The 21,241-nt window shown below is 37.4% G+C and carries 36 protein-coding genes; 1 reads left to right on the top strand and 35 read right to left on the bottom strand.

The genetic code is table 11. The features are described from left to right. Nucleotides 1-22 precede the first annotated feature (22 nt). From ABDJ41_RS03470 to ABDJ41_RS03325, 30 genes are all read right to left on the bottom strand, one after another. Nucleotides 23-1,015 carry a DNA-directed RNA polymerase subunit alpha gene (locus tag ABDJ41_RS03470; RefSeq protein ID WP_349784342.1) on the bottom strand — a complete coding sequence of 331 codons (993 nt, stop codon included), beginning with the start codon at nucleotides 1,013-1,015 and terminating at the stop codon, nucleotides 23-25. Between the two features lie 80 nt (nucleotides 1,016-1,095). Then, nucleotides 1,096-1,704 carry a 30S ribosomal protein S4 gene (gene rpsD, locus ABDJ41_RS03465; RefSeq protein WP_349784341.1) on the bottom strand — a complete coding sequence of 203 codons (609 nt, stop codon included), beginning with the start codon at nucleotides 1,702-1,704 and terminating at the stop codon, nucleotides 1,096-1,098. 65 nt (nucleotides 1,705-1,769) lie between these two features. Then, nucleotides 1,770-2,159, bottom strand: coding sequence for a 30S ribosomal protein S11 (gene rpsK, locus ABDJ41_RS03460; protein ID WP_012780795.1), 390 nt, complete (start codon nucleotides 2,157-2,159; stop codon nucleotides 1,770-1,772). Between the two features lie 21 nt (nucleotides 2,160-2,180). Beyond that, nucleotides 2,181-2,558 (bottom strand): 30S ribosomal protein S13, encoded by a 378-nt coding sequence (gene rpsM / locus ABDJ41_RS03455; protein WP_084237677.1) that lies wholly within the window; start codon nucleotides 2,556-2,558, stop codon nucleotides 2,181-2,183. 108 nt (nucleotides 2,559-2,666) lie between these two features. Then, complete coding sequence (gene ykgO, locus ABDJ41_RS03450; protein WP_008244551.1) at nucleotides 2,667-2,783, bottom strand: type B 50S ribosomal protein L36; 117 nt, start codon at nucleotides 2,781-2,783, stop codon at nucleotides 2,667-2,669. A 1-nt stretch (nucleotide 2,784) separates the two neighbouring features. Further along, on the bottom strand, nucleotides 2,785-3,003 hold the full coding sequence (gene infA, locus ABDJ41_RS03445) for a translation initiation factor IF-1 (protein ID WP_008244555.1): 219 nt from the start codon (nucleotides 3,001-3,003) through the stop codon (nucleotides 2,785-2,787). 71 nt (nucleotides 3,004-3,074) lie between these two features. Further along, complete coding sequence (map, locus tag ABDJ41_RS03440; protein WP_349784340.1) at nucleotides 3,075-3,860, bottom strand: type I methionyl aminopeptidase; 786 nt, start codon at nucleotides 3,858-3,860, stop codon at nucleotides 3,075-3,077. A gap of 8 nt (nucleotides 3,861-3,868) precedes the next feature. Next, nucleotides 3,869-5,206: a preprotein translocase subunit SecY gene (secY, locus tag ABDJ41_RS03435; RefSeq protein ID WP_349784339.1), complete on the bottom strand. Its 1,338-nt coding sequence runs from the start codon at nucleotides 5,204-5,206 to the stop codon at nucleotides 3,869-3,871. Between the two features lie 3 nt (nucleotides 5,207-5,209). Beyond that, on the bottom strand, nucleotides 5,210-5,656 hold the full coding sequence (rplO, locus tag ABDJ41_RS03430) for a 50S ribosomal protein L15 (protein WP_349784338.1): 447 nt from the start codon (nucleotides 5,654-5,656) through the stop codon (nucleotides 5,210-5,212). Nucleotides 5,657-5,770: 114 nt separating this feature from the next. After that, on the bottom strand, nucleotides 5,771-5,950 hold the full coding sequence (rpmD, locus tag ABDJ41_RS03425) for a 50S ribosomal protein L30 (RefSeq protein WP_349784337.1): 180 nt from the start codon (nucleotides 5,948-5,950) through the stop codon (nucleotides 5,771-5,773). 4 nt (nucleotides 5,951-5,954) lie between these two features. After that, a complete protein-coding gene (rpsE, locus tag ABDJ41_RS03420; protein WP_008244566.1) occupies nucleotides 5,955-6,473 on the bottom strand; it encodes a 30S ribosomal protein S5 in 519 nt (172 codons plus the stop codon). Between the two features lie 18 nt (nucleotides 6,474-6,491). Continuing rightward, nucleotides 6,492-6,845 (bottom strand): 50S ribosomal protein L18, encoded by a 354-nt coding sequence (rplR, locus tag ABDJ41_RS03415; RefSeq protein ID WP_349784336.1) that lies wholly within the window; start codon nucleotides 6,843-6,845, stop codon nucleotides 6,492-6,494. A gap of 5 nt (nucleotides 6,846-6,850) precedes the next feature. Continuing rightward, nucleotides 6,851-7,408 carry a 50S ribosomal protein L6 gene (rplF, locus tag ABDJ41_RS03410; RefSeq protein ID WP_349784335.1) on the bottom strand — a complete coding sequence of 186 codons (558 nt, stop codon included), beginning with the start codon at nucleotides 7,406-7,408 and terminating at the stop codon, nucleotides 6,851-6,853. Nucleotides 7,409-7,426: 18 nt separating this feature from the next. After that, a complete protein-coding gene (gene rpsH, locus ABDJ41_RS03405) occupies nucleotides 7,427-7,825 on the bottom strand; it encodes a 30S ribosomal protein S8 (RefSeq protein ID WP_349784334.1) in 399 nt (132 codons plus the stop codon). 115 nt (nucleotides 7,826-7,940) lie between these two features. Beyond that, nucleotides 7,941-8,210, bottom strand: coding sequence for a 30S ribosomal protein S14 (gene rpsN / locus ABDJ41_RS03400; RefSeq protein WP_349784333.1), 270 nt, complete (start codon nucleotides 8,208-8,210; stop codon nucleotides 7,941-7,943). Beyond that, entirely contained in the window at nucleotides 8,210-8,776 is a 567-nt protein-coding gene (gene rplE, locus ABDJ41_RS03395) for a 50S ribosomal protein L5 (RefSeq protein WP_349784332.1), read from the bottom strand. The genes rpsN and rplE overlap by 1 nt, the downstream gene beginning before the upstream one ends. Continuing rightward, a complete protein-coding gene (gene rplX / locus ABDJ41_RS03390; RefSeq protein WP_349784331.1) occupies nucleotides 8,776-9,114 on the bottom strand; it encodes a 50S ribosomal protein L24 in 339 nt (112 codons plus the stop codon). Before rplX ends, rplE begins: the two co-directional genes overlap by 1 nt. A gap of 1 nt (nucleotide 9,115) precedes the next feature. Further along, complete coding sequence (rplN, locus tag ABDJ41_RS03385; RefSeq protein WP_010599900.1) at nucleotides 9,116-9,484, bottom strand: 50S ribosomal protein L14; 369 nt, start codon at nucleotides 9,482-9,484, stop codon at nucleotides 9,116-9,118. A gap of 1 nt (nucleotide 9,485) precedes the next feature. Further along, nucleotides 9,486-9,740, bottom strand: coding sequence for a 30S ribosomal protein S17 (gene rpsQ / locus ABDJ41_RS03380; RefSeq protein ID WP_349784330.1), 255 nt, complete (start codon nucleotides 9,738-9,740; stop codon nucleotides 9,486-9,488). Between the two features lie 13 nt (nucleotides 9,741-9,753). Beyond that, entirely contained in the window at nucleotides 9,754-9,963 is a 210-nt protein-coding gene (gene rpmC, locus ABDJ41_RS03375; protein WP_131609991.1) for a 50S ribosomal protein L29, read from the bottom strand. 72 nt (nucleotides 9,964-10,035) lie between these two features. Then, nucleotides 10,036-10,458 (bottom strand): 50S ribosomal protein L16, encoded by a 423-nt coding sequence (gene rplP / locus ABDJ41_RS03370; protein ID WP_349784329.1) that lies wholly within the window; start codon nucleotides 10,456-10,458, stop codon nucleotides 10,036-10,038. A 37-nt stretch (nucleotides 10,459-10,495) separates the two neighbouring features. Further along, the gene (gene rpsC, locus ABDJ41_RS03365) at nucleotides 10,496-11,344 is read right to left on the bottom strand and encodes a 30S ribosomal protein S3 (protein WP_349784328.1); all 849 of its coding nucleotides are present in this window, start codon (nucleotides 11,342-11,344) and stop codon (nucleotides 10,496-10,498) included. Nucleotides 11,345-11,349: 5 nt separating this feature from the next. Beyond that, nucleotides 11,350-11,712, bottom strand: a complete 363-nt coding sequence (gene rplV / locus ABDJ41_RS03360) for a 50S ribosomal protein L22 (RefSeq protein ID WP_349784327.1) — start codon at nucleotides 11,710-11,712, stop codon at nucleotides 11,350-11,352. A gap of 7 nt (nucleotides 11,713-11,719) precedes the next feature. Continuing rightward, nucleotides 11,720-11,986: a 30S ribosomal protein S19 gene (gene rpsS / locus ABDJ41_RS03355; RefSeq protein ID WP_008244581.1), complete on the bottom strand. Its 267-nt coding sequence runs from the start codon at nucleotides 11,984-11,986 to the stop codon at nucleotides 11,720-11,722. Further along, complete coding sequence (gene rplB / locus ABDJ41_RS03350; RefSeq protein ID WP_349784326.1) at nucleotides 11,986-12,810, bottom strand: 50S ribosomal protein L2; 825 nt, start codon at nucleotides 12,808-12,810, stop codon at nucleotides 11,986-11,988. Before rplB ends, rpsS begins: the two co-directional genes overlap by 1 nt. A gap of 23 nt (nucleotides 12,811-12,833) precedes the next feature. Further along, nucleotides 12,834-13,124: a 50S ribosomal protein L23 gene (gene rplW / locus ABDJ41_RS03345; protein ID WP_349784325.1), complete on the bottom strand. Its 291-nt coding sequence runs from the start codon at nucleotides 13,122-13,124 to the stop codon at nucleotides 12,834-12,836. A gap of 1 nt (nucleotide 13,125) precedes the next feature. Then, entirely contained in the window at nucleotides 13,126-13,755 is a 630-nt protein-coding gene (gene rplD, locus ABDJ41_RS03340) for a 50S ribosomal protein L4 (protein WP_349784324.1), read from the bottom strand. A 4-nt stretch (nucleotides 13,756-13,759) separates the two neighbouring features. Next, nucleotides 13,760-14,377 carry a 50S ribosomal protein L3 gene (rplC, locus tag ABDJ41_RS03335; RefSeq protein WP_349784323.1) on the bottom strand — a complete coding sequence of 206 codons (618 nt, stop codon included), beginning with the start codon at nucleotides 14,375-14,377 and terminating at the stop codon, nucleotides 13,760-13,762. Between the two features lie 182 nt (nucleotides 14,378-14,559). After that, the gene (locus tag ABDJ41_RS03330) at nucleotides 14,560-14,958 is read right to left on the bottom strand and encodes a DUF1634 domain-containing protein (RefSeq protein WP_349784322.1); all 399 of its coding nucleotides are present in this window, start codon (nucleotides 14,956-14,958) and stop codon (nucleotides 14,560-14,562) included. Next, a complete protein-coding gene (locus tag ABDJ41_RS03325) occupies nucleotides 14,955-15,791 on the bottom strand; it encodes a sulfite exporter TauE/SafE family protein (RefSeq protein ID WP_349784321.1) in 837 nt (278 codons plus the stop codon). The genes ABDJ41_RS03330 and ABDJ41_RS03325 overlap by 4 nt, the downstream gene beginning before the upstream one ends. Before the next feature lie 83 nt (nucleotides 15,792-15,874). Between ABDJ41_RS03325 and ABDJ41_RS03320 the strand changes: the two genes are divergently transcribed. Further along, entirely contained in the window at nucleotides 15,875-16,480 is a 606-nt protein-coding gene (locus ABDJ41_RS03320; RefSeq protein WP_349784320.1) for a hypothetical protein, read from the top strand. A 66-nt stretch (nucleotides 16,481-16,546) separates the two neighbouring features. On the opposite strand, the gene rpsJ is transcribed toward ABDJ41_RS03320, so the two are convergent. The 5 genes from rpsJ to ABDJ41_RS03295 all read right to left on the bottom strand — a co-directional run bounded on the left by rpsJ (nucleotide 16,547) and on the right by ABDJ41_RS03295 (nucleotide 21,207). Continuing rightward, nucleotides 16,547-16,852, bottom strand: a complete 306-nt coding sequence (gene rpsJ, locus ABDJ41_RS03315) for a 30S ribosomal protein S10 (protein ID WP_008244591.1) — start codon at nucleotides 16,850-16,852, stop codon at nucleotides 16,547-16,549. Nucleotides 16,853-16,946: 94 nt separating this feature from the next. Then, entirely contained in the window at nucleotides 16,947-19,061 is a 2,115-nt protein-coding gene (fusA, locus tag ABDJ41_RS03310; protein WP_349784319.1) for an elongation factor G, read from the bottom strand. An 18-nt stretch (nucleotides 19,062-19,079) separates the two neighbouring features. Continuing rightward, nucleotides 19,080-19,547: a 30S ribosomal protein S7 gene (gene rpsG / locus ABDJ41_RS03305; RefSeq protein ID WP_349784318.1), complete on the bottom strand. Its 468-nt coding sequence runs from the start codon at nucleotides 19,545-19,547 to the stop codon at nucleotides 19,080-19,082. Between the two features lie 16 nt (nucleotides 19,548-19,563). Next, nucleotides 19,564-19,977, bottom strand: a complete 414-nt coding sequence (rpsL, locus tag ABDJ41_RS03300; protein WP_109926363.1) for a 30S ribosomal protein S12 — start codon at nucleotides 19,975-19,977, stop codon at nucleotides 19,564-19,566. Between the two features lie 168 nt (nucleotides 19,978-20,145). After that, a complete protein-coding gene (locus ABDJ41_RS03295) occupies nucleotides 20,146-21,207 on the bottom strand; it encodes an acyloxyacyl hydrolase (protein ID WP_349784317.1) in 1,062 nt (353 codons plus the stop codon). Nucleotides 21,208-21,241: the final 34 nt, after the last annotated feature.

The raw sequence follows: 21,241 nt of genomic DNA, 5'->3' as shown, positions 1-21,241 counted from the left end.
ATTGTTATTTATTTTTTGCCAGTTATTCTTCGTCTAGTTTAAACTTAGATAAGTTCATACCGAATGATAAACTTTTCGATTTAACAAGCTCTTGAATCTCAGTTAATGATTTCTTACCAAAGTTTCTGAATTTTAACATATCAGCTACATCATAAGAAACAAGATCAGCTAAAGTACGGATATCTGCTGCCTTTAAGCAGTTTAATGCGCGAACTGAAAGATCTAAATCAACTAGTTCAGTTTTAAGAATCTTACGCATATGTAAGATTTCCTCATCAACTTCTTTAGTCTCTTCTTTTGCTTGAGACTCTAATACTAAATTTTCATCAGAGAACAACATAAAGTGCTGGATCAAAATTTTCGCAGCTTCTTTAAGTGCTTCTTCAGGATGGATTGAACCATCAGTAGAAATATCTAATATTAACTTTTCATAATCTGTTTTTTGTTCAACACGATAATTTTCAATCGTGTATTTTACATTTTTCATTGGTGTAAAGATTGAATCAATTGCAATCACACCAACCACAGCATCATTTATTTTATTCTCTTCTGCGGGTACGTATCCGCGGCCTTTATTAATCGTAAGCTCAACCTCTAAAGTAACGGATTTCTCCATGTTACAAATAACGAAATCTGGGTTTAGAACCTCGAAATTATTAGAGAATTTAGTAATGTCTCCAGCTAAAAATTGCTCTTGTCCATTAATTAAGATAAAAATTTTCTCTGAATCACCAGCGTCTCCTGATTTTTTAAAACGAACTTGTTTTAAATTAAGGATGATTTCTGTTAAATCCTCGACAACACCTTTAATTGTTGAAAATTCATGAGATACACCTGAAAAACGAATACTTGTAATGGCATAACCTTCTAGAGAAGAAAGCAAAATTCTTCTCAAGGCATTACCAATTGTTACACCGAAACCGGGCTCTAAAGGACGGAACTCAAATGTACCATCGAAATCAGTCGATTTCTGCATGATTACTTTATCGGGTTTCTGAAATGCTAAAATTGCCATTTATAATGTTTTTAGATCGTTATTAAAATTATGTAACGCAAAAAAGCTAATTGCCTGTAACAGGCAATTAACTAAATATATTACTTAGAGTATAACTCTACTATAAGGTTTTCCTTGATATTTTCTGGTATCTCGTCACGGTTTGGATAAGCTAAAAACTTACCAGACAATTCGCTTGCGTTCCAATCTAACCAATTGAATTTATTGATTACTCTACCAGCTACTGAATTAGTAATAGCTTCTAAAGTTTTAGATTTTTCGCGAACTGCAATTACGTCACCAGCTTTTAATTGATAAGATGGGATATTAACTACTTCTCCGTTAACTGTTATGTGTTTATGGCTAACTAACTGACGTGCAGCTGAACGTGTTGTAGCAATACCTAATCTGTAAACTGTATTATCTAAACGAGCCTCTAATAATTGTAATAAAGTATCACCTGTAATACCACCGCGTGCAGACGCTTTAGTAAATAAGTTACGGAACTGACGCTCTAATACACCATAAGTATATTTTACTTTTTGTTTTTCCATTAACTGTACAGCATACTCCGACTGTTTACCTCTTCTTTTTGAAGCACCATGTTGCCCAGGAGGGTAATTTTTTCTGTCTAGTACTTTATCAGGGCCGAAAATTGGTTCTCTGAATTTACGGGCGATTTTGGACTTTGGTCCTGTATATCTTGCCATTGTTCTTTGTTTTAAAGTATCATGCAACCTTACGCTGCAGACTCTTAGCTTTAAAAATTAATAAATTAAACTCTTCTCTTCTTAGGAGGACGACATCCATTGTGCGGAAGCGGTGTAATATCTTTGATAGAGGTTACTTCTATTCCTGAAACTTGCAATGTTCTAATTGCAGATTCACGACCAGAACCTGGACCTTTAACAAATACATCTACTTTACGTAAACCTAAGTCAAACGCTACTTTACCGCAGTCAGATGCTGCCTGCCCAGCTGCATAAGGAGTGTTCTTTTTAGAACCCTTGAATCCCATTTTACCTGCAGAAGACCATGAAATAGTTTGACCATTGTTGTTTGTTAAGGTAACAATGATATTGTTAAAAGTAGCATTGATGTGCGCCTGACCAACAGGCTCAATAACAACAATACGCTTTTTGGTAACTTTTTTACTCTTAGCCATAATTATTATTCAGTACTAATTTTATTTAGTAGCTTTTTTCTTGTTTGCAACTGTTTTTCTCTTGCCTTTACGTGTACGAGAGTTGTTCTTAGTACGTTGACCACGTACCGGCAAACCTTTTCTGTGACGTAAACCACGGTAACAACCGATGTCCATTAAACGCTTAATGTTCAATTGAACTTCTGAACGTAAAGCTCCTTCAACTTTAATACCATCGTTGATAATGGTACGAATTGCAGATAATTCATCATCTGACCAATCCTGTACTTTCTTGTTAAAATCTATACCTGCCTCCGTTAATATACGTTGCGCAGTTGCTCTTCCTACTCCGAAGATGTAGGTTAGCCCGATCTCACCTCTTTTGTTTCTTGGTAAATCTATACCTGATATCCTTGCCATATTTGTATTTAGCGATTTTGATTTACGATCTTCGATTTACGATCTACGCTCAAAGGCTTATCCCTAATCACGCAATCTACTTCCGTAAATCTTAAATCTAAAATTTAATTAACCTTGACGTTGCTTAAATTTAGGGTTTTTCTTGTTGATAACGTAAAGTTTACCTTTACGACGAATAACCTTACAATCAGCACTACGTTTTTTAATTGATGACCTAACTTTCATTTTATTTATATCTATAAGTAATCCTGCCTTTTGATAAATCGTAAGGCGACATCTCTAATTTGACTTTGTCCCCTGGTAAAATTTTGATATAATGCATCCTCATTTTTCCAGAGATATGAGCGATAATCTCGTGGCCATTTTCCAGCTCTACCCGAAACATGGCATTTGATAGTGCTTCTCTTATTACACCGTCTTGTTCAATTGAGGCTTGTTTAGCCATATAATATTGATTTTTACTTAATTAGCTGCTATTAAACCGGGATGCAAAATTAAATAAAAATATTTAATTATTTACCTTTTTTCTTTTAAAACTTCTTCAATGAAAGAAAAGGTAGATAAAACATCTGCATTCCCCCTTTTTACTGCAACAGTATGTTCAAAATGTGCTGAAGGCTTATTATCCTTACTGGTAACTGTCCAACCATCAGACCAAAATTTAACACCTGCTGTACCCGCGTTGATCATTGGCTCTATCGCTATTACCATCCCTTCTTCCAATTTAATTCCACTTCCCTTTCTGCCATAATTAGGCACTTCGGGTTTCTCGTGTAATTTAACACCAACACCATGACCAACTAATTCCCTTACAACTCCAAAGCCATTTGCTTCTGCATAAGCTTGTACTGCATAACCTACATCACCTATCCTTGAACCTACAACAGCTTTATCAATTGCAAGTTTTAAGCACTCTTGTGTAACATCTATTAGCTTCTTCCGTTCTGCATCTATTTCTCCTATTGAAAAAGTATAAGCTGAATCACCGAAAAATTTATTCTTAATAACTCCGCAATCAACAGAAATCAAATCTCCTTCCTGAATTACGTAGTCTCCCGGAAATCCATGAACTACCTGCTCGTTTGGTGAAATGCACAATGAATATGGGAAACCGTTATAGTTTAAAAAAGCAGGAATTGCTCCATTGTCTCTTATAAATGTTTCCGCTAAATCATTTAGTTGTTTTGTCGTAACTCCGGGACCAATAACTTTGGCCACTTCAGCCAAAGTTTTTGATACCAGTAAAGAACTTTCTCTTATTAGTTCTACTTCTTCCTTTGATTTATAATAGATCTTAGACATTCTATTTATTAAATCACTGCATTACTACCGCTCGCAGCAGGAATTCCTGTACGACCAGTAACTCTACCAGTCTTCATCAATCCGTCATAATGACGCATCAATAAATAGCTTTCAATTTGTTGTAATGTATCCAAAACAACGCCCACAAGAATCAATAAAGATGTACCTCCATAGAAATGAGCAAATTCAGTTTTAATTCCAAACTTAACAGCTATTGAAGGCAGAATTGCAATAATAGCCAGGAAAATCGCTCCAGGGAAAGTAATCTTAGAGATCACATCATCAATAAATGATGAGGTAGATAATCCAGGTTTAATCCCAGGAATGAATCCTCCATTCTTCTTCATGTCATCAGACATTTGAGTTGGATTTACAGTAATAGCAGTATAGAAAAAAGTAAATGCAATAATTAAAAATGCAAATGTTAAACTATATGCTAATGAAGTATAATCACTAAACTGAATCAACCAGGTATTTTGCAATGAAGGGAAGAAGCCTGTTAATGTAGCCGGAATAAACATCAATGCCTGAGCAAAGATGATCGGCATAACACCAGCAGCATTAACCTTTAAAGGAATGTACTGTCTTACCCCTCCAAATTGCCTGTTGCCTACAATGCGTTTTGCATATTGTACAGGAACTTTTCTAACACCCTGAACAATCATGATTGTAAACATCACAACTGCAAATAATGCTACGATTTCCAATACAAGTGCAATCAGTCCACCACCCTCACCAATCACTCTTGAACTTACCTCTTGGTATAAAGCAATAGGTAAACGAGCGATAATACCAACCATAATGATTAGTGAAATACCATTACCAATTCCTTTATCTGTAATCTTCTCACCAAGCCACATTACAAATAATGTACCTGCTGAAAGAACAAAGGTCGCCAGGATGAAGAATAAAGTATGATCAATTACAATAGCTTCAGGCGGAACCTGAGTCTTCACATAACCGATTGCCTGAACAGCAGTAATGGCTATTGTCAGATAGCGCGTAATCTGATTAATTTTCTTTCTTCCGCTTTCACCCTCCTTTTGCATTTTCTGAAAAGAAGGAACAGCGATACCTAATAGCTGAACTACAATAGAGGCTGAAATGTAAGGCATCACACCTAAGGCCAATATAGATACACGAGAGAATGATCCACCCGCAAACATATCTAACAGACCTAAAATGCCTGACTTTGTATTATCGCCTAAAAGTGTTGCATCTACACCTGGTAATACCACGTGAGATACAAACCTATAAACTAAAAGAATCATGAGCGTATAAAGTATACGCTCTTTTAATTCTTGAATTTTCCAAATATTACTTAAGGTAGTAAACAGCTTCTTCATTAATTACAATTTTTCGATTGAGCCTCCAACAGCCTCAATAGCTTTTTGTGCGGTTGCAGAAAAAGCATGTGCTTTAACTTCTATCTTAGATTTAACTTCACCACGACCTAAAATTTTAACTAAGTCGTTTTTAGATGCTAAACCGTGCTGTTGCAAGATAGCAAAATCTATGCTTGATAAGTTAAACTTTTCTGCCAAACCTTGTAATACATCCAAATTTACACCAACGTATTCAACACGGTTAATAGGTTTGAAACCTACTTTAGGTACGCGACGTTGTAATGGCATCTGACCACCTTCAAAACCGATTTTGGTTTTGTGACCAGAACGAGATCCAGCACCCTTATGACCACGAGTGGAAGTACCACCGCGACCAGAACCAGTACCACGACCAATTCTCTTACTATTTTTAGTAGAACCTGCTGCAGGTTTTAAATTACTTAAGTTCATTTTTAAACTTATTGTGCCGCCCTTCGCTTTCACTAATCAGGGACAACGGTTAAACAATATACAAAGGTTGCAAATGTAATTATATTAACCACATTCACAACCTTATTTAATAATTTATATACTTTCGATAGCGATTAAGTGATTCACCTTTCTAACCATTCCTATAATGGCGTTAGTAGCTTCAACTTCTACACTTTGGTTCATTTTAGTTAAACCTAAAGCTTTCATCGTTCTCTTTTGGCGTTCGCTTCTGTCGATAATGCTTTTTACCTGGGTTATTTTGATCTTAGCCATAATATTATCCGTTAAAAACTTTATTTAAATCAACACCACGTTGTTGTGCAACAGTGTAAGCATCACGCATTTTTGTTAAAGCATCTACAGTTGCTTTTACCACGTTGTGAGGATTTGATGAACCTTTTGATTTTGCTAGTACGTTATGTACACCAGCACTCTCCAATACAGCACGCATCGCACCACCAGCAATTACTCCGGTACCTACAGCTGCCGGTTTGATTAATACAAAACCGCCTGAGAATTTACCGATTTGCTCGTGAGGTACAGTACCATTTAACAAAGGAACTTTAACTAAGTTCTTTTTAGCATCATCGATACCTTTTGCAATTGCTTCTGTTACCTCTTTTGCTTTACCCAATCCGTAACCTACGATTCCGTTCTCATCTCCTACAACCACAATGGCTGAGAAGCTGAAAGTACGACCACCTTTAGTTACTTTGGCAACGCGTTGTATGCTAACTAAACGATCTTTTAATTCGATCTCGCTAGTCTTAACTCTTTTTATATTGATAGTTGACATTCTTATCTAATTTTCAGATTAAAATTCTAAACCAGCTTCGCGAGCACCTTCAGCCAAAGACTTAACGCGACCGTGGTATAAATAGCCATTTCTATCGAAAACAACTTGTTTAATACCTGCTGCGATTGCTTTTTCGGCTACTAGTTTTCCTACAGCTACTGATTGCTCAGATTTATTTCCTGTACCTGAAAAATCTTTAGATAAAGATGAAGCTGATACAATTGTATTACCGGTTACGTCATTAATGATTTGAGCATAAATCCCTTTATTGCTTCTATAAACCGATAAACGTGGACGGCCTTCAGAACCTGTTAATCTTTTTCTGATACCTTTTTTTATACGATCTCTACGAGATAATTTTTTCCCTGCCATGATGATTATTTTTTAGAAGCTGATTTACCTGCTTTTCTTCTTAACACTTCGCCTACAAACTTGATACCTTTACCTTTATATGGTTCTGGTGCACGTAACGAACGGATTTTCGCTGCTACCTGTCCTATCAACTGCTTATCAATACTCTCTAAAATAACTTTTGGAGTCTGACCTTTTTCTGAAACTGTAGTAACTTTAATCTCTTCCGGCAATTGGAAAACATAGTGGTGAGAGAAACCTAAAACTAAGTCTAATGTATTACCTACGTTTGAAGCACGGTAACCAACACCTACTAATTCTTGAGTAACTTTATAACCTTCTGTTACACCAACAACCATATTATTGATCAAAGCACGATATAAACCGTGTAATGCTTTGTGTCTTTTTTGTTCTGATGGACGTTGTACGGTTAATACGCTGTCTTCCTGACTTACAGTGATGTCTGCATCTACTGCTTGAGTTAACTCTCCTTTAGGCCCTTTAACAGTTACTACATTATCCTTAGAAACAGTAATTGTTACACCTGCAGGTACATTAATTGGGGCTTTTCCTATTCTTGACATTTTGCTATCCTCCTTTAATTAATAAACGTGACACAAAACTTCGCCACCAATATTTAGTTTAGCAGCTTCCTTATCAGTCATAACACCCTTAGATGTAGACAAAATTGCAATACCTAAACCATTTAATACTCTTGGCATATTTTCTACGCCGGCATATTGCCTTAAACCTGGTTTGCTAATACGTGTTAAAGTACGGATTGCAGGAATTTTAGTAATAGCATTGTATTTCAAAGCTATTTTAATGATTCCCTGAACTGTATTGTCCTCAAATTTGTAGTTAGCAATGTAACCTTTGTCAAAAAGTACTTTAGTAATTTCCTTTTTCAGGTTTGATGCAGGAATCTCTACAATTCTATGATTTGCCTTGATGGCATTTCTTACTCTTGTAAGATAATCTGCTATTGGATCTGTATTCATTTTTATATAATTGTGATAGTGGTTTCCTTTCCGACCTATTCGGAACGACCTTCCATCGGTTAAATTTTTGTTTACGGTTTAAGGAATTGAACCTTAAACACAAGTAAGCTGGTAATTACCAGCTTGCTTTTCTTACTCCCGGGATCTTCCCTGCTAAAGCCATTTCGCGGAATGTTACCCTTGAAATGCCGAAAGTACGCATATATCCACGAGGACGACCAGTTAATTTACAACGGTTGTGCAAACGTACAGCCGATGAATTTTTTGGTAATTTATCTAATCCTTCGTAATCACCTGCAGCTTTAAGTTCTGCACGTTTTTCCGCATACTTAGCAACCAATTTTTGGCGCTTAATTTCGCGTGCTTTTACACCTTCTCTTGCCATTATTGCTCTGTTTTTTGATTTTTAAATGGTAATCCAAATTGCTTTAAAAGTTCCAATGCTTCAACATCAGTAGTAGCAGATGTTACAAATGTAATATCCATACCTAAAATCTTGTTGATTTTGTCGATGTTAATCTCAGGGAAGATGATTTGCTCAGTTACACCTAATGTGTAATTGCCATGTCCATCAAAACCTTTATCATTGATACCTTTGAAATCACGAATACGTGGCAAAGCTACAGAAATTAAGCGATCTAAAAACTCATACATGTTATTGTCACGTAAAGTTACACGTACACCTACTGGCATACCTTTACGCAATTTAAAGTTCGAGATATCTTTTTTAGATTGCGCTCCAACTGCTTGCTGACCTGCGATTGTAGTCATCTCTAAAATAGAGCTGTCCATAATCTTTTTATCAGTTACAGAGAAACGTCCAACACCTTGGTTGATAGAAATTTTCTCTAACTTAGGAACCTGCATAACGCTTTTGTAATTGAACTTATCTTTAAGTGCAGTTACAATTTCCTCTTTATATTTACTTTTTAATCTTGGTACGTAAGCCATTATTTGATCTCCTCTCCTGATTTTTTAGATACCCTAACTAATTTCCCATCAGCATTAAGCTTTCTGCCAACGCGCGTAGTTGCACCTGTTTTAGGATCAATTAGCGCTACGTTAGAAATATGAAGAGCAGCCTCTTTTTTAATGATACCACCATTAGGGTTAGCAGCATTTGGTTTTGTATGTTTTGATACAAGGTTAACACCTTCAACTAGAATTCTGCTTTTAGAAATTAATACTGAAAGCACAGTTCCTTGCTGACCTTTTGAATCGCCGGCGATAACCTTTACTAAATCACCCTTACGGATTTTTACTTTTGGTGTAGTTACTTTATTTTTCATTTTATAATACCTCCGGTGCTAATGATACAATTTTCATGAATTGTTTTTCACGCAGTTCTCTTGCTACCGGGCCAAAAATACGTGTACCGCGTGGCTCATCTTGTGCATTCAATAATACTGCTGCATTGTCGTCGAAACGGATGTAAGAACCATCCTTACGTCTGATCTCTTTCTTTGTTCTTACTACAACTGCTTTAGAAACTGTTCCTTTTTTGATGTTTCCAGAAGGCAATGCACTTTTAACGGTAACAACAACTTTGTCACCAATAGAAGCATAACGCTTCCCTGTACCACCTAGTACACGGATAACCAATACTTCTTTTGCGCCGCTATTATCGGCTACGTTTAATCTTGATTCCTGTTGTACCATGTTATTTAGCCCTATCTAAAATTTGCACTAATCTCCAGTTCTTGTTTTTACTCAGCGGACGAGTTTCCATGATCAGTACTGTATCTCCAATACCGCAATCGTTTTTCTCGTCATGAGCCATAAATTTGGTAGTTTTCTTTACGAACTTACCATAGATCGGGTGTTTCACTTTACGTTCTACCGCTACAACAATAGATTTATCCATCTTGTTGCTCACTACCAACCCGGTTCTTGTTTTTCTTAATTGTCTTTCCATTTCGACTCTAAAGTTATTTAGTTTCAGTAGCAGACTCAGCTTTACGCTTAGTCACTTCAGTATTTAATCGGGCAATATTTCTCCTAACCTTGCTAATGCGGCTTGGGTTCTCTATAGCCGAAATTGTATGCGCAAACTTTAACTTAACTAAGTTTTCAGTCTCTTCTGCAATCCTGGCTACTAGCTCTTCTTGTGAAAGCCCTGTAATTTCTGAGTTCTTCATTTTATTAATTTTTAATTGGCGGGTCCAGAGGTTGTAATAACAAGTTACTTACAACATTCAACCCTACTCTAATTATGCCTCTACGTAATCTCTACGTACTACAAATTTTGTTTGGATCGGTAATTTTTGAGCTGCTAAACGCATTGCCTCTTTAGCAACTTCTAAAGGAACACCTTCTGCTTCAAAAATAACACGTCCCGGTCTAACTACGGCTACCCAATATTCTGGAGCACCCTTACCTTTACCCATACGTACCTCAGCTGGTTTCTTAGTTACCGGTTTGTCCGGGAATATTCTAATCCATACCTGGCCTTCACGTTTCATGAAACGAGTTACGGCGATACGGGCTGCCTCTATCTGACGACTGGTAATCCATGTCGACTCTAGAGATTTGATCCCGAAAGACCCGAATGACAATTCAGCACCACGAGTTGCTAAACCTTTCATTCTGCCCTTCTGCATCTTTCTGAACTTCGTTCTTTTTGGCTGTAACATTTTATCTTAATATTATCGTTAAACGATCTGTTAACTATTATTTACGAGGACCTCTGTTCTGAGTATTTCCGCCTCTATTATCTCTTCCTTGACCTGGACCACCTTGACCTGGACCTCTTCCGCCACGATTACCACCACCGCGGTTATCGTTTCTTCTGTCGCCACCGCCACGGTTGTCTCTGCCGCCAAAGCCACCTTCTGGTCTGCCACCTTTACCTGGTGCATTACTTGTTGAACCAATGTTAGGAGAAAGATCACGTTTACCGTAAACCTCGCCTTTACAGATCCATACTTTAACACCTATTTTACCATAAGTAGTCAAAGCTTCAGCTAATGCATAGTCAATGTCTGCACGGAAAGTATGCAAAGGAATTCTTCCTTCTTTATACTGTTCGCTACGAGCCATCTCAGCACCACCTAAACGACCAGAGGTCATAATTTTGATACCTTCTGCACCCATACGCATAGTTGATGCGATAGTAGACTTCATTGCTCTACGGAATGAGATCCTTGCTTCTAATTGTTTTGCAACACCTTCTGCAACTAATTGTGCATCAAGCTCAGGACGTTTAATCTCAAAAATGTTGATTTGAATTTCCTTTTTAGTCAATTTCTTCAACTCTTCTTTGATCTTATCAACCTCAGCTCCAGCTTTTCCAATCACAATACCCGGACGAGCAGTGTGGATTGTAACCGTGATACGTTTTAACGTACGCTCGATAACAACTTTTGCTACGCCGCCTTTTGCGATACGTACTGAAAGGTATTTTCTTATTTTTTCGTCCTCAACTAATTTATCAGCATAGTTGTTGCCACCGAACCAGTTAGAATCCCAACCTTTGATGATTCCTAACCTGTTACCTATTGGATGTGCTTTTTGTCCCATTTCTGTTAATTAGTTTGAGTTTCAACGTTTTTACTATCTACTACCAAAGTTACATGGTTTGAACGCTTACGAATTCTGTAACCACGTCCTTGTGGTGCTGGTCTTAATCTTTTTAACTGACGACCACCGCCTACCATTATCGTTTTCACGAATAACTGGCTTTCTTCAGGGCGAGAACCTTCATTCTTAGTCTCCCAGTTTTTGATAGCTGATAATAAAAGCTTTTCAACTTTTAATGCTGCTTCTTTATTGGTAAACTTTAAAATATGTAAAGCTTTCTCCACACGCTCACCTCTGATAAGATCTACAACCAAACGCATCTTACGCGGTGAGGTTGGACAATTGTTTAATTTCGCTACTGCTTCCATCTTCTAATTATTTTTTCTTTTCAGAGTGACCCCTAAATGTTCTGGTTGGAGCAAACTCTCCCAGCTTATGACCAACCATGTTTTCTGTTACGTATACCGGTATAAATTTATTACCGTTGTGCACTGCAAATGTATGTCCCACAAAATCTGGTGAGATCATTGATCTGCGAGACCAAGTTTTAATTACAGACTTCTTGCCTGAATCATTCATAGAGACTACTTTCTTCTCTACGTTATGGTCAATATAAGGTCCTTTTTTAATCGAACGAGCCATTATTTCTTCCTTTTCTCTATGATGAAACGATTTGAGTATTTTTTAAGTGAACGTGTTTTAAATCCTTTAGAATAAACACCATTCCTTGAACGAGGCTGACCTCCTGATGAGCGACCCTCACCACCACCCATTGGGTGATCTACTGGGTTCATCGCTACCGGACGTGTTCTCGGACGGCGGCCTAACCAACGGCTACGACCAGCTTTACCTAACACTTCATTTGCATGATCTGAATTGGAAACAGCTCCTATTGTTGCTAAACAAGTAACTAAGATAGATCTTACCTCACCTGAAGGCATTTTTAATGTAGCATATTTACCATCACGTGCAGCTAATTGTGCATAAGCACCAGCACTACGTGCTAACTGAGCACCACGACCTGGATGAATCTCCACATTGTGGATGATAGATCCCAATGGGATATTGCTTAATTTTAATGTATTTCCAACTTCTGGAGTTGCAGTATCACCTGATACTACTTTCTGCCCAACTTGCAATCCTTCCGGTGCAATGATATAACGCTTCTCACCATCTGCATAATGTAATAATGCAATACGTGCAGTACGGTTTGGATCATACTCAACAGTAGCTACTGTTGCAGGAATATCAAATTTCTCACGTTTAAAGTCAATTAAACGGTAAGATTTTTTATGACCACCACCCATGTAGCGCATAGTCATCTTTCCTGTATTGTTACGTCCTCCCGACTTCTTAGAAGATACAACCAATGATTTTTCGGGCTTGGTTGCTGTAATCTCCGTAAAACTGGCACCTACTCTAAAGCGGGTTCCCGGAGTGACTGGTTTAAATTTTCTTAAGCCCATAGTTATAAATTATTCAATTCTTATTAAATATTCGAGTAATAATCTATTGTTTCACCTGCTGCCAGGGTTACAATTGCTTTTTTGTATTTTGGACTACGTCCAGTTACTAAACCACCTTTTGTATTTCTAGATTTAACTTTACCGTCTACAACCATAGTATTAATGGCTAAAACGTTAACGCCGTACATCTTTTCAATAGCTGATTTAATCTGCAATTTGTTTGCTTTGTGTTCTACCTTAAAAGTAAAGCGATTAGACTTTTCTGTTAATGCAGAAGCTTTCTCTGTTAATATTGGTTTCTTTAAAAATTCCATATTACTTGGCAAATGCCTCCTCCAATGTTTTAACAGAATCTGCAGTTAACAAAAGCTTGCTACAGTTCAATACATCATAAGTATTTAACTGATCTGCAGTAATAACTTTCACTTTCTGAATGTTTCTGCTTGATAAATAGATATTGTTATTTTGTGAAGGTAAAACCAACAATGTCTTAACGTCAGTTAGGTTCAATGCGCTAACCAAGTTGATATAGTTTTTAGTTTTGATCGTCTCAAAAGTAAAATCTTCTAAAACCACAACATTGTTGTCTTGAGCTTTGTATGATAAAGCAGACTTACGTGCTAATGATTTTAATTTCTTGTTCAACTTGAAGCTGTAATCACGCGGCTGTGGGCCAAAGATACGACCACCACCGTTAAACAATGGAGATTTAATACTTCCAGCACGAGCACCACCAGTACCTTTTTGTTTATATAATTTACGGGTTGAACCAGCAATCTCATTACGTTGTTTAGACTTGTGAGTACCTTGACGTTGATTAGCCAAATACTGTTTTACATCTAAATAAATTGCATGGTCTACAGGCGTTATGCCAAAAACCGACTCAGGAAGTTGCACCTTGGCACCTGTCTCTTTTCCTGAAATGTTTAATACTTTAACTTCCATCTGCTTACTTATCTAAGATTACGTAAGAACCCTTAGCTCCTGGAACGGAACCACTAACTACAACTAGGTTTTGATCAGCATAAACTTTCAAAACTTGTAAGTTCTGAATTTTTACTCTGTCACCACCCATTCTACCCGCCATACGCATACCTTTAAATACACGAGAAGGATACGAAGCAGCACCCAATGAACCTGGAGCACGCATCCTGTTGTGCTGTCCGTGAGTTTGCCCACCAACACCACCGAAACCATGACGTTTTACAACACCCTGGAATCCTTTACCTTTTGACGTACCAACTACATCCACAAAATCACCTTCATTGAAAATACTAACCGTTACAGTATCACCTAAAGCAAGTGATTCTTCAAACGGATCAAATTCAACCAGTTTACGTTTTGGGGTAGTGTTTGCTTTCGCAAAGTGGCCTTTAAGAGGCATGGTAGTGTTCTTTTCTTTGGCTTCGTCGAAACCTAACTGAACTGAAACGTAACCGTCTTTCTCTTCGGTCTTTACCTGTGTTACAACACAAGGTCCAGCTTCGATCACAGTACATGGTATGTTCTTACCATCCGCGTCGAATATGCTGGTCATTCCTACTTTTTTTCCAATAATACCTGACATTTTCTTTTTTTAATTTAACACCCATCGAAGCAGTAGGGCTTCGTTCAAGGTGGATACACATCCCACTTAAGGGAGGGCAAAAATAAGAAAGAAATCTTAATTTTCAAATAGTTAGCTAAATATATTTTCAAATAAATGCTAAATATTTATTTTCATTGAACAGCATGTAATTAAAGCAAGTTTTAACCGACTAACTTATCACTTAGACTGTATAATATAATGGATAACACAATCAGTCCTATTAAAACATATAGATAATCACGCTCTATAAGAAAGCTGAAAATAGAAAAAACTACCCTGGCAACAGGTGTAAAAATCAACAATATTGTTCCGAATTGAACAATTGAAGCTCCATCAAAGCGCTTTAAGCCCGTAAAAATTGCAGTCATAGATGACAAACCGGACTTGTCTGAATCAAATCTAGCGTAGTCAATCTGCGCAGAATGATTACCTAATAAATAAATCACTGCCCCTATAAATACAACAACCATAGAAGAAATCACTCCCACTCTTAACAGGGTGCCAAGAATAACCTGAATGTCCTTATCGGCAAAAAAATTCTTACTCTCTTCTTTGTTCATAACCTACCAGATAAACCATTATAAATCATCTGAAGTGCCAAAAATGCCACTACAATAGCAAATACAATTTTTAACTTATCAGTTTGAGTCCTTACTAATATTTTTGACCCGGTAGTCGCTCCAAGCAATACACCTATCGTTACAGGCATTGCAATTCCTGGATCAATCTGCCCTCGATGAAAGTAAACCACCGCACTCGCAGCTGCTGTAACTCCCATCATAAAGTTACTTGTGGTAGTTGAGACTTTAAAAGGAATTCGCATGATGTTGTCCATAGCAATCACCTTTAATGCTCCCGAACCAATCCCCAATAAGCCAGATACAATCCCTGCAACAAACATCATCAAAAAACCACCTATAACATTATGCACTGCATAATTCTTTAATCCCTCTTCTGTAGGATAAGTACCATTCAACTTTAAAAAAACAGCAAGTTTACCAGAAGTATCATTATTAGAACGATCTACCTTCTTACGAACCATCATTGCAGCTGAGAATAAAAGTATAATACCGAAAATCACAGCTATATAACTTGGATTAATATAAACAGTAATAACAGCACCTATAATTGCACTTATTGTAGTAGCAACTTCCAAGAACATACCAATTCTAATATTTGTAATCCCTTCCTTAACGTAAGCAGCTGCAGACCCAGAAGATGTAGCAATTACTGAAATAATAGAAGCCCCTATTGCATAATGAATATCAACACCGAGCACTAATGTCAGTAGTGGAATAATGATAACTCCTCCGCCCAATCCAGTAAGCGAACCTACCAGTCCAGCCATAAAAGCCCCTATTAAAACTATAATTGTAAATAGTAACACCGACATTATTACAAATATACTATCTACAACTTGAACACAATAAAATTAAAATATCATTGTTAAATTAGACGTAAATCAATCTATATATTATGAGAAAAGTCATACTCCCCATTATTTCGGCTTTAATACTAAGCTTCAGTGCTCAGGGCCAGACCGCTAATGATTCGACAAAAGTCATAGATCCAAGCCTCAGAGGTCAATATCAACTGATGCTTTCAAAATCGAAAACTCTAAATGGCTATAAGCTAATAAATCCTGCCCGCATAAGCTCCTTTTGGAAAAATGTAAACGATAGTTTATCTACAAATCGAAAGCACCTTGCAAATGCAACAAAACAAATAAAACAACATGAAAATGAGATTGCCAGCTTAAAAAAGGAAATTAGTGGCAATGAAAGTTCGCTAGCCAGTTCCAATGCAAAAGTAAATGAGATATCCTTCCTTGGTATATCGTTCACAAAATCGAGTTATAGTACGATGGTATGGAGCTTAATAATAGGTCTTGCTATTGCATTGGCTATTGTCATACTCAGATCTGCCAAACATATCCATGAGGCAAAATACCGCAGTAACCTGTATGAAGAAATCGCACAAGAATACCAGGCCTATAAGACCAAAGCAAACGACAAAGAGAAAAAGCTTGCCCGCGAACTTCAGGATGAGCGTAATAAGCTTGACGAATTAAGAAACCGCTAAAGATGGCTCAAAGAAAAGGCCTCCTTGAAATATCAGGGAGGCCTTTTTCTTTAAAATCCAGTATAGTTATACTTTAATTTCAACTTCAACACCACTAGGTAATTCAAGTTTCATTAATGCATCAACTGTTTTTGAGTTAGAGCTATAAATGTCTAACAAACGCTTGTAAGCACATAATTGAAACTGCTCACGTGCTTTTTTGTTCACGTGTGGTGAACGCAAAACAGTGAAGATTTTCTTTTCTGTCGGCAACGGAATCGGTCCGCTAACCACTGCACCAGTAGGTTTAACAGTTTTTACGATCTTCTCAGCAGATTTATCTACCAAGTTGTAATCGTAAGATTTTAATTTAATTCTGATTCTTTGGCTCATGATATTTTATTTATGACCCTTGTTAGAGCTATTAATAACAAGGGTCTGATTTATTTTAATAAGAAGAAGGACTAGTATCCTTTATTCTTGATAATTAATCTATTGGTTTAATTCTACCTTTTGATTTGGCAACAACTTCTTCCTGTACGTTTCTAGGAGCAGCTTCATAATGATCAAACTCCATTGTAGAAGTTGCACGACCTGAAGTAATAGTACGTAATTGAGTTACATAACCAAACATCTCAGAAAGAGGAACAGTAGCCTTAATTACCTGGGCACCATTACGAGTATCCATTCCTAAAAGCTGACCACGACGACGGTTCATATCACCGATTACATCACCCATGTTTTCTTCAGGAGTAAGAATCTCGATTTTCATGATAGGCTCCATCAACACAGGATTACACTTAGGTAATGCTTCTCTGTATGCCATTTTAGCTGCAAGTTCAAAAGATAAAGCATCTGAATCGACTGCGTGGAATGAACCATCAATCAAACGAACTTTCATGTCAGGTAGTGGATAACCAGCTAATACACCATTAGCCATTGAAGCTGCAAATCCTTTTTCTACAGATGGGATAAATTCACGAGGAATAGCACCACCAGAAATTTCATTCACAAACTGCAATCCTCCTTTTTCGAAATCAGCATCAATTGGAGAAATAATAACCTGGATATCTGCGAATTTACCACGACCACCAGTTTGTTTTTTATAAGTCTCACGATGTTGAACTGTTCCGTTGATCGCCTCTTTATAAGCAACTTGTGGAGCACCTTGATTTACCTCTACTTTAAACTCACGTTTCAAACGGTCAATCAAGATATCTAAGTGAAGCTCACCCATACCAGAGATTACAGTCTGACCAGTTTCCTGATCTGTCTGAACTCTAAATGTAGGATCCTCTTCAGCTAATTTACTTAAACCAACACCTAATTTATCAACGTCAGCCTGAGTTTTAGGCTCAATCGCTAAACCAATAACTGGCTCAGGGAAGTCCATTGACTCAAGAATAATTGGGCTTTTCTCATCACAAAGTGTATCCCCTGTTTTGATATCTTTAAATCCTACTACAGCTGCAATATCACCTGCTTCTACGTTAGGAATTGGGTTTTGTTTGTTAGCATGCATTTGGAAGATACGTGAAATACGTTCTTTACTTTCAGAACGAGTATTATAAACGTATGAACCCGCATCAAGATTACCCGAGTAAACACGGATAAAACATAAACGGCCTACAAATGGATCCGTAGCAATTTTAAATGCTAAAGCTGAAAATGGTTCTTTAACATCTGGTTGACGAACAACTTCTTCACCTGTTTCTGGATTCGTTCCGGTAATACCTTCAACATCCATTGGCGAAGGCAATAATTCCATCACATAATCCAACATAGTTTGAACACCTTTGTTTTTGAAAGATGAACCACAAACCATAGGAACAATTTTAGCATCTAATACTGCTTTACGCAATGCGTCTAAAACTTCACGTTCAGTGATAGTTTCAGGAGCCTCGAAGAATTTCTCCATCAATGACTCATCGTATTCAGCTACTGATTCAAGTAATTTCTCTCTCCATTCAGCAACATCATCCAGCATATCTGCAGGAATAGGAATCTCAGTAAAGGTCATACCTTTATCATGTTCATTCCACTGAATACCACGGTTGTTAATCAAATCAACCACACCGATAAAAGTTTCTTCACCACCGATAGGTAACTGCAATGGAACTGCATTACTACCTAACATATCTTTAACCTGTTTAACAACTTTCAAAAAGTCTGCACCAGAACGGTCCATCTTATTAACGAAACCTAAACGAGGTACGTTATAGTTGTTTGCTAAACGCCAGTTAGTCTCAGATTGAGGCTCAACACCATCAACTGCAGAGAAAAGGAATACTAAACCATCTAGTACACGTAATGATCTATTTACCTCTACGGTAAAATCCACGTGTCCAGGAGTATCAATGATATTCATGTGATACTTTTGATTTCTATATTTCCAGTCTACAGTTACAGCTGCTGAAGTAATGGTAATACCACGCTCCTGCTCTTGTGCCATCCAGTCTGTAGTAGCAGAACCTTCGTGAGTTTCACCTAACTTATGGTTAACACCAGAATAGAAAAGAATCCTTTCGGTAGTAGTGGTTTTACCGGCATCAATATGCGCTGCAATACCGATATTTCTTGTAAATTTTAAATCTCTTGACATTTTATGATTCTAGTAAGATTAGAAACGGAAGTGAGAGAACGCTTTGTTGGCTTCAGCCATTTTATGCGTATCTTCTTTTTTCTTAACTGCTGCACCTTCACCTTTAGCTGCTGAAACAATTTCACCTGCTAATTTCTCTTTCATTGTTTTTTCACCACGTTTGCGAGCATATGAAATTAACCATTTCATACCTAAAGCAATCTTACGGTCAGGTCTAACCTCTGTAGGAACCTGAAAGTTAGCACCACCAACACGGCGTGACTTAACCTCTACTGCAGGCATTACATTAGCTAAAGCACGTTTCCATACTTCTAAACCGCTCTCGCCAGCTTTTTTCTCTGCTAATTCTACAGCATCGTAAAAAATTGAATAAGCGATAGATTTCTTTCCGTCAAACATCATGTTGTTTACGAAACGCGTCACCTGAACATCGTTAAATTTCGGATCAGGAAGAATGATTCTCTTTTTTGGTTTTGACTTTCTCATTTGTTTTTCCTCCTAATTATTTCTTTTTACCTTTTGTTGGTGCTGCAGCAGCTTGTCCTGGTTTAGGACGTTTTGTTCCGTATTTAGAACGACGTTGGTTACGACCAGCAACTCCTGAAGTATCTAATGCTCCACGGATGATGTGATAACGTACACCTGGCAAATCTTTAACACGACCACCACGGATCAATACGATTGAGTGCTCCTGTAGATTATGACCTTCTCCAGGGATGTATGCGTTCACCTCTTTACCATTGGTTAAACGTACACGCGCTACTTTACGCATTGCTGAGTTTGGTTTTTTAGGGGTAGTGGTATATACACGTGTACATACACCTCTTCGCTGTGGACAGCTGTCCAATGCTGGAGACTTACTCTTGAACTCCAGTGCTACTCTACCTTTTCTAACTAATTGTTGAATGGTTGGCATTGTTTTTTTTGTTTTTCTATTTATGTTTTAAAAACTTTACCCTTTAAATAAGGGAATGCAAAGGTATGATAATACATTTTATAAATCAAGGGGTTAACATAAATTTAATCACTTAAGATACAAAGGCATAACCAACTAACTCCTGAGATCAGGAAAGAAAACAATCTCTTATGGAGTAATAAGAAATCCGAAACCTACAAAATCGGCCTCAGTCTGATGTATATACATTTTAGCTTGAATAGCAGCACAGTCTACCACATTATATTTTAATCCTGCAGTCCAGTAAGTTTTAATATCCTTTAAACTATTGTAATGTAAATAATATCCGTACTTAGCCATCATAGCCAATCTACCCATCCACAAGTCGGGGCCCAACGCAGCTCCAACCCTCCATCTGTCAAACGAACTGGCATTAGATTGGTAAGTTTCTCCATTCCTCGTCGGGTCGTAAATAGTATGGTAATACACAGCATCTACTCCGGTCCCCAAACCAAGAACAGAATTCAGCCTGTAATTATACCCCGCATATAAACCTGTTTTATACAACCCCTCTTTACTCCTATAAACACCTCTGCGCCCAAAGTTAATCCCAAAATCAACACTATGCTTCTTAAAACCAATTGGCTTTCTCCATGAAGTGGTGTCGCCTGCAACTTTCTGCTTCTTATTTAAAGATTGTACAATACCTATACTTGCACTACTCACATTCATACCATTATTAGGTACCCGTGTACCTGCATTTGAAAAGTGAAGGATATCAATCCCTGCAGAGAGTTTTGTCGACGGTGCAATTCTTGTAGTTGCTTTCAGTGCTATTCTCGATGAAAAATTAAGGTGACTACCAACCAATATGTTCTCATTTGTAAACCAGGTTTCACCTAAATACCCCAAACCGAAGCCAGGCGACATAAGGATCTCAGAATTACCAGTCCTTAAAAGGGAAAAGTTGAGCGCTGCTAATAAAGCATAAGAATCACCAAACCTATCTGGCCTAGGGTCTGATATCATAATGATATCATTCATATTCTTATAATTAAATACCAAATCCAGACTTTTCAAATTCAACATCTTCATCCAGGGTCTTGGATTCCCCGTCGTATTCAAATGATAAATCAACTCTCCACCATATGCCATACCACTTAATTTATTTTTAGCCGTAAAAACACCTAATGATATTTGCGGTGTAAATTCTATACTGTTTCGACTGTCTCCAGTTTCCTGCGCATGCACAGTGCTAAAAAAAGCAGAGAGGTTAAAGAGAAAT

The organism is Pedobacter sp. ASV1-7, from assembly GCF_040203335.1.
Taxonomy (GTDB): Bacteria; Bacteroidota; Bacteroidia; order Sphingobacteriales; family Sphingobacteriaceae; genus Pedobacter.
The sequence above is the reverse complement of the archived record's forward strand: the minus strand, read 5'-3'. Positions and strand labels throughout refer to the sequence as shown.

Excerpts from the sequence above, each read along its gene's own strand:
- ABDJ41_RS03470 (WP_349784342.1), bottom strand. The coding sequence starts at position 1,015 with ATGGCAATTTTAGCATTTCAGAAACCCGATAAAGTAATCATGCAGAAA.
- rpsD (WP_349784341.1), bottom strand. The coding sequence starts at position 1,704 with ATGGCAAGATATACAGGACCAAAGTCCAAAATCGCCCGTAAATTCAGA.
- rpsK (WP_012780795.1), bottom strand. The coding sequence starts at position 2,159 with ATGGCTAAGAGTAAAAAAGTTACCAAAAAGCGTATTGTTGTTATTGAG.
- rpsM (WP_084237677.1), bottom strand. The coding sequence starts at position 2,558 with ATGGCAAGGATATCAGGTATAGATTTACCAAGAAACAAAAGAGGTGAG.
- ykgO (WP_008244551.1), bottom strand. The coding sequence starts at position 2,783 with ATGAAAGTTAGGTCATCAATTAAAAAACGTAGTGCTGATTGTAAGGTT.
- infA (WP_008244555.1), bottom strand. The coding sequence starts at position 3,003 with ATGGCTAAACAAGCCTCAATTGAACAAGACGGTGTAATAAGAGAAGCA.
- map (WP_349784340.1), bottom strand. The coding sequence starts at position 3,860 with ATGTCTAAGATCTATTATAAATCAAAGGAAGAAGTAGAACTAATAAGA.
- secY (WP_349784339.1), bottom strand. The coding sequence starts at position 5,206 with ATGAAGAAGCTGTTTACTACCTTAAGTAATATTTGGAAAATTCAAGAA.
- rplO (WP_349784338.1), bottom strand. The coding sequence starts at position 5,656 with ATGAACTTAAGTAATTTAAAACCTGCAGCAGGTTCTACTAAAAATAGT.
- rpmD (WP_349784337.1), bottom strand. The coding sequence starts at position 5,950 with ATGGCTAAGATCAAAATAACCCAGGTAAAAAGCATTATCGACAGAAGC.
- rpsE (WP_008244566.1), bottom strand. The coding sequence starts at position 6,473 with ATGTCAACTATCAATATAAAAAGAGTTAAGACTAGCGAGATCGAATTA.
- rplR (WP_349784336.1), bottom strand. The coding sequence starts at position 6,845 with ATGGCAGGGAAAAAATTATCTCGTAGAGATCGTATAAAAAAAGGTATC.
- rplF (WP_349784335.1), bottom strand. The coding sequence starts at position 7,408 with ATGTCAAGAATAGGAAAAGCCCCAATTAATGTACCTGCAGGTGTAACA.
- rpsH (WP_349784334.1), bottom strand. The coding sequence starts at position 7,825 with ATGAATACAGATCCAATAGCAGATTATCTTACAAGAGTAAGAAATGCC.
- rpsN (WP_349784333.1), bottom strand. The coding sequence starts at position 8,210 with ATGGCAAGAGAAGGTGTAAAAGCACGCGAAATTAAGCGCCAAAAATTG.
- rplE (WP_349784332.1), bottom strand. The coding sequence starts at position 8,776 with ATGGCTTACGTACCAAGATTAAAAAGTAAATATAAAGAGGAAATTGTA.
- rplX (WP_349784331.1), bottom strand. The coding sequence starts at position 9,114 with ATGAAAAATAAAGTAACTACACCAAAAGTAAAAATCCGTAAGGGTGAT.
- rplN (WP_010599900.1), bottom strand. The coding sequence starts at position 9,484 with ATGGTACAACAGGAATCAAGATTAAACGTAGCCGATAATAGCGGCGCA.
- rpsQ (WP_349784330.1), bottom strand. The coding sequence starts at position 9,740 with ATGGAAAGACAATTAAGAAAAACAAGAACCGGGTTGGTAGTGAGCAAC.
- rpmC (WP_131609991.1), bottom strand. The coding sequence starts at position 9,963 with ATGAAGAACTCAGAAATTACAGGGCTTTCACAAGAAGAGCTAGTAGCC.
- rplP (WP_349784329.1), bottom strand. The coding sequence starts at position 10,458 with ATGTTACAGCCAAAAAGAACGAAGTTCAGAAAGATGCAGAAGGGCAGA.
- rpsC (WP_349784328.1), bottom strand. The coding sequence starts at position 11,344 with ATGGGACAAAAAGCACATCCAATAGGTAACAGGTTAGGAATCATCAAA.
- rplV (WP_349784327.1), bottom strand. The coding sequence starts at position 11,712 with ATGGAAGCAGTAGCGAAATTAAACAATTGTCCAACCTCACCGCGTAAG.
- rpsS (WP_008244581.1), bottom strand. The coding sequence starts at position 11,986 with ATGGCTCGTTCGATTAAAAAAGGACCTTATATTGACCATAACGTAGAG.
- rplB (WP_349784326.1), bottom strand. The coding sequence starts at position 12,810 with ATGGGCTTAAGAAAATTTAAACCAGTCACTCCGGGAACCCGCTTTAGA.
- rplW (WP_349784325.1), bottom strand. The coding sequence starts at position 13,124 with ATGGAATTTTTAAAGAAACCAATATTAACAGAGAAAGCTTCTGCATTA.
- rplD (WP_349784324.1), bottom strand. The coding sequence starts at position 13,755 with ATGGAAGTTAAAGTATTAAACATTTCAGGAAAAGAGACAGGTGCCAAG.
- rplC (WP_349784323.1), bottom strand. The coding sequence starts at position 14,377 with ATGTCAGGTATTATTGGAAAAAAAGTAGGAATGACCAGCATATTCGAC.
- ABDJ41_RS03330 (WP_349784322.1), bottom strand. The coding sequence starts at position 14,958 with ATGAACAAAGAAGAGAGTAAGAATTTTTTTGCCGATAAGGACATTCAG.
- ABDJ41_RS03325 (WP_349784321.1), bottom strand. The coding sequence starts at position 15,791 with ATGTCGGTGTTACTATTTACAATTATAGTTTTAATAGGGGCTTTTATG.
- ABDJ41_RS03320 (WP_349784320.1), top strand. The coding sequence starts at position 15,875 with ATGAGAAAAGTCATACTCCCCATTATTTCGGCTTTAATACTAAGCTTC.
- rpsJ (WP_008244591.1), bottom strand. The coding sequence starts at position 16,852 with ATGAGCCAAAGAATCAGAATTAAATTAAAATCTTACGATTACAACTTG.
- fusA (WP_349784319.1), bottom strand. The coding sequence starts at position 19,061 with ATGTCAAGAGATTTAAAATTTACAAGAAATATCGGTATTGCAGCGCAT.
- rpsG (WP_349784318.1), bottom strand. The coding sequence starts at position 19,547 with ATGAGAAAGTCAAAACCAAAAAAGAGAATCATTCTTCCTGATCCGAAA.
- rpsL (WP_109926363.1), bottom strand. The coding sequence starts at position 19,977 with ATGCCAACCATTCAACAATTAGTTAGAAAAGGTAGAGTAGCACTGGAG.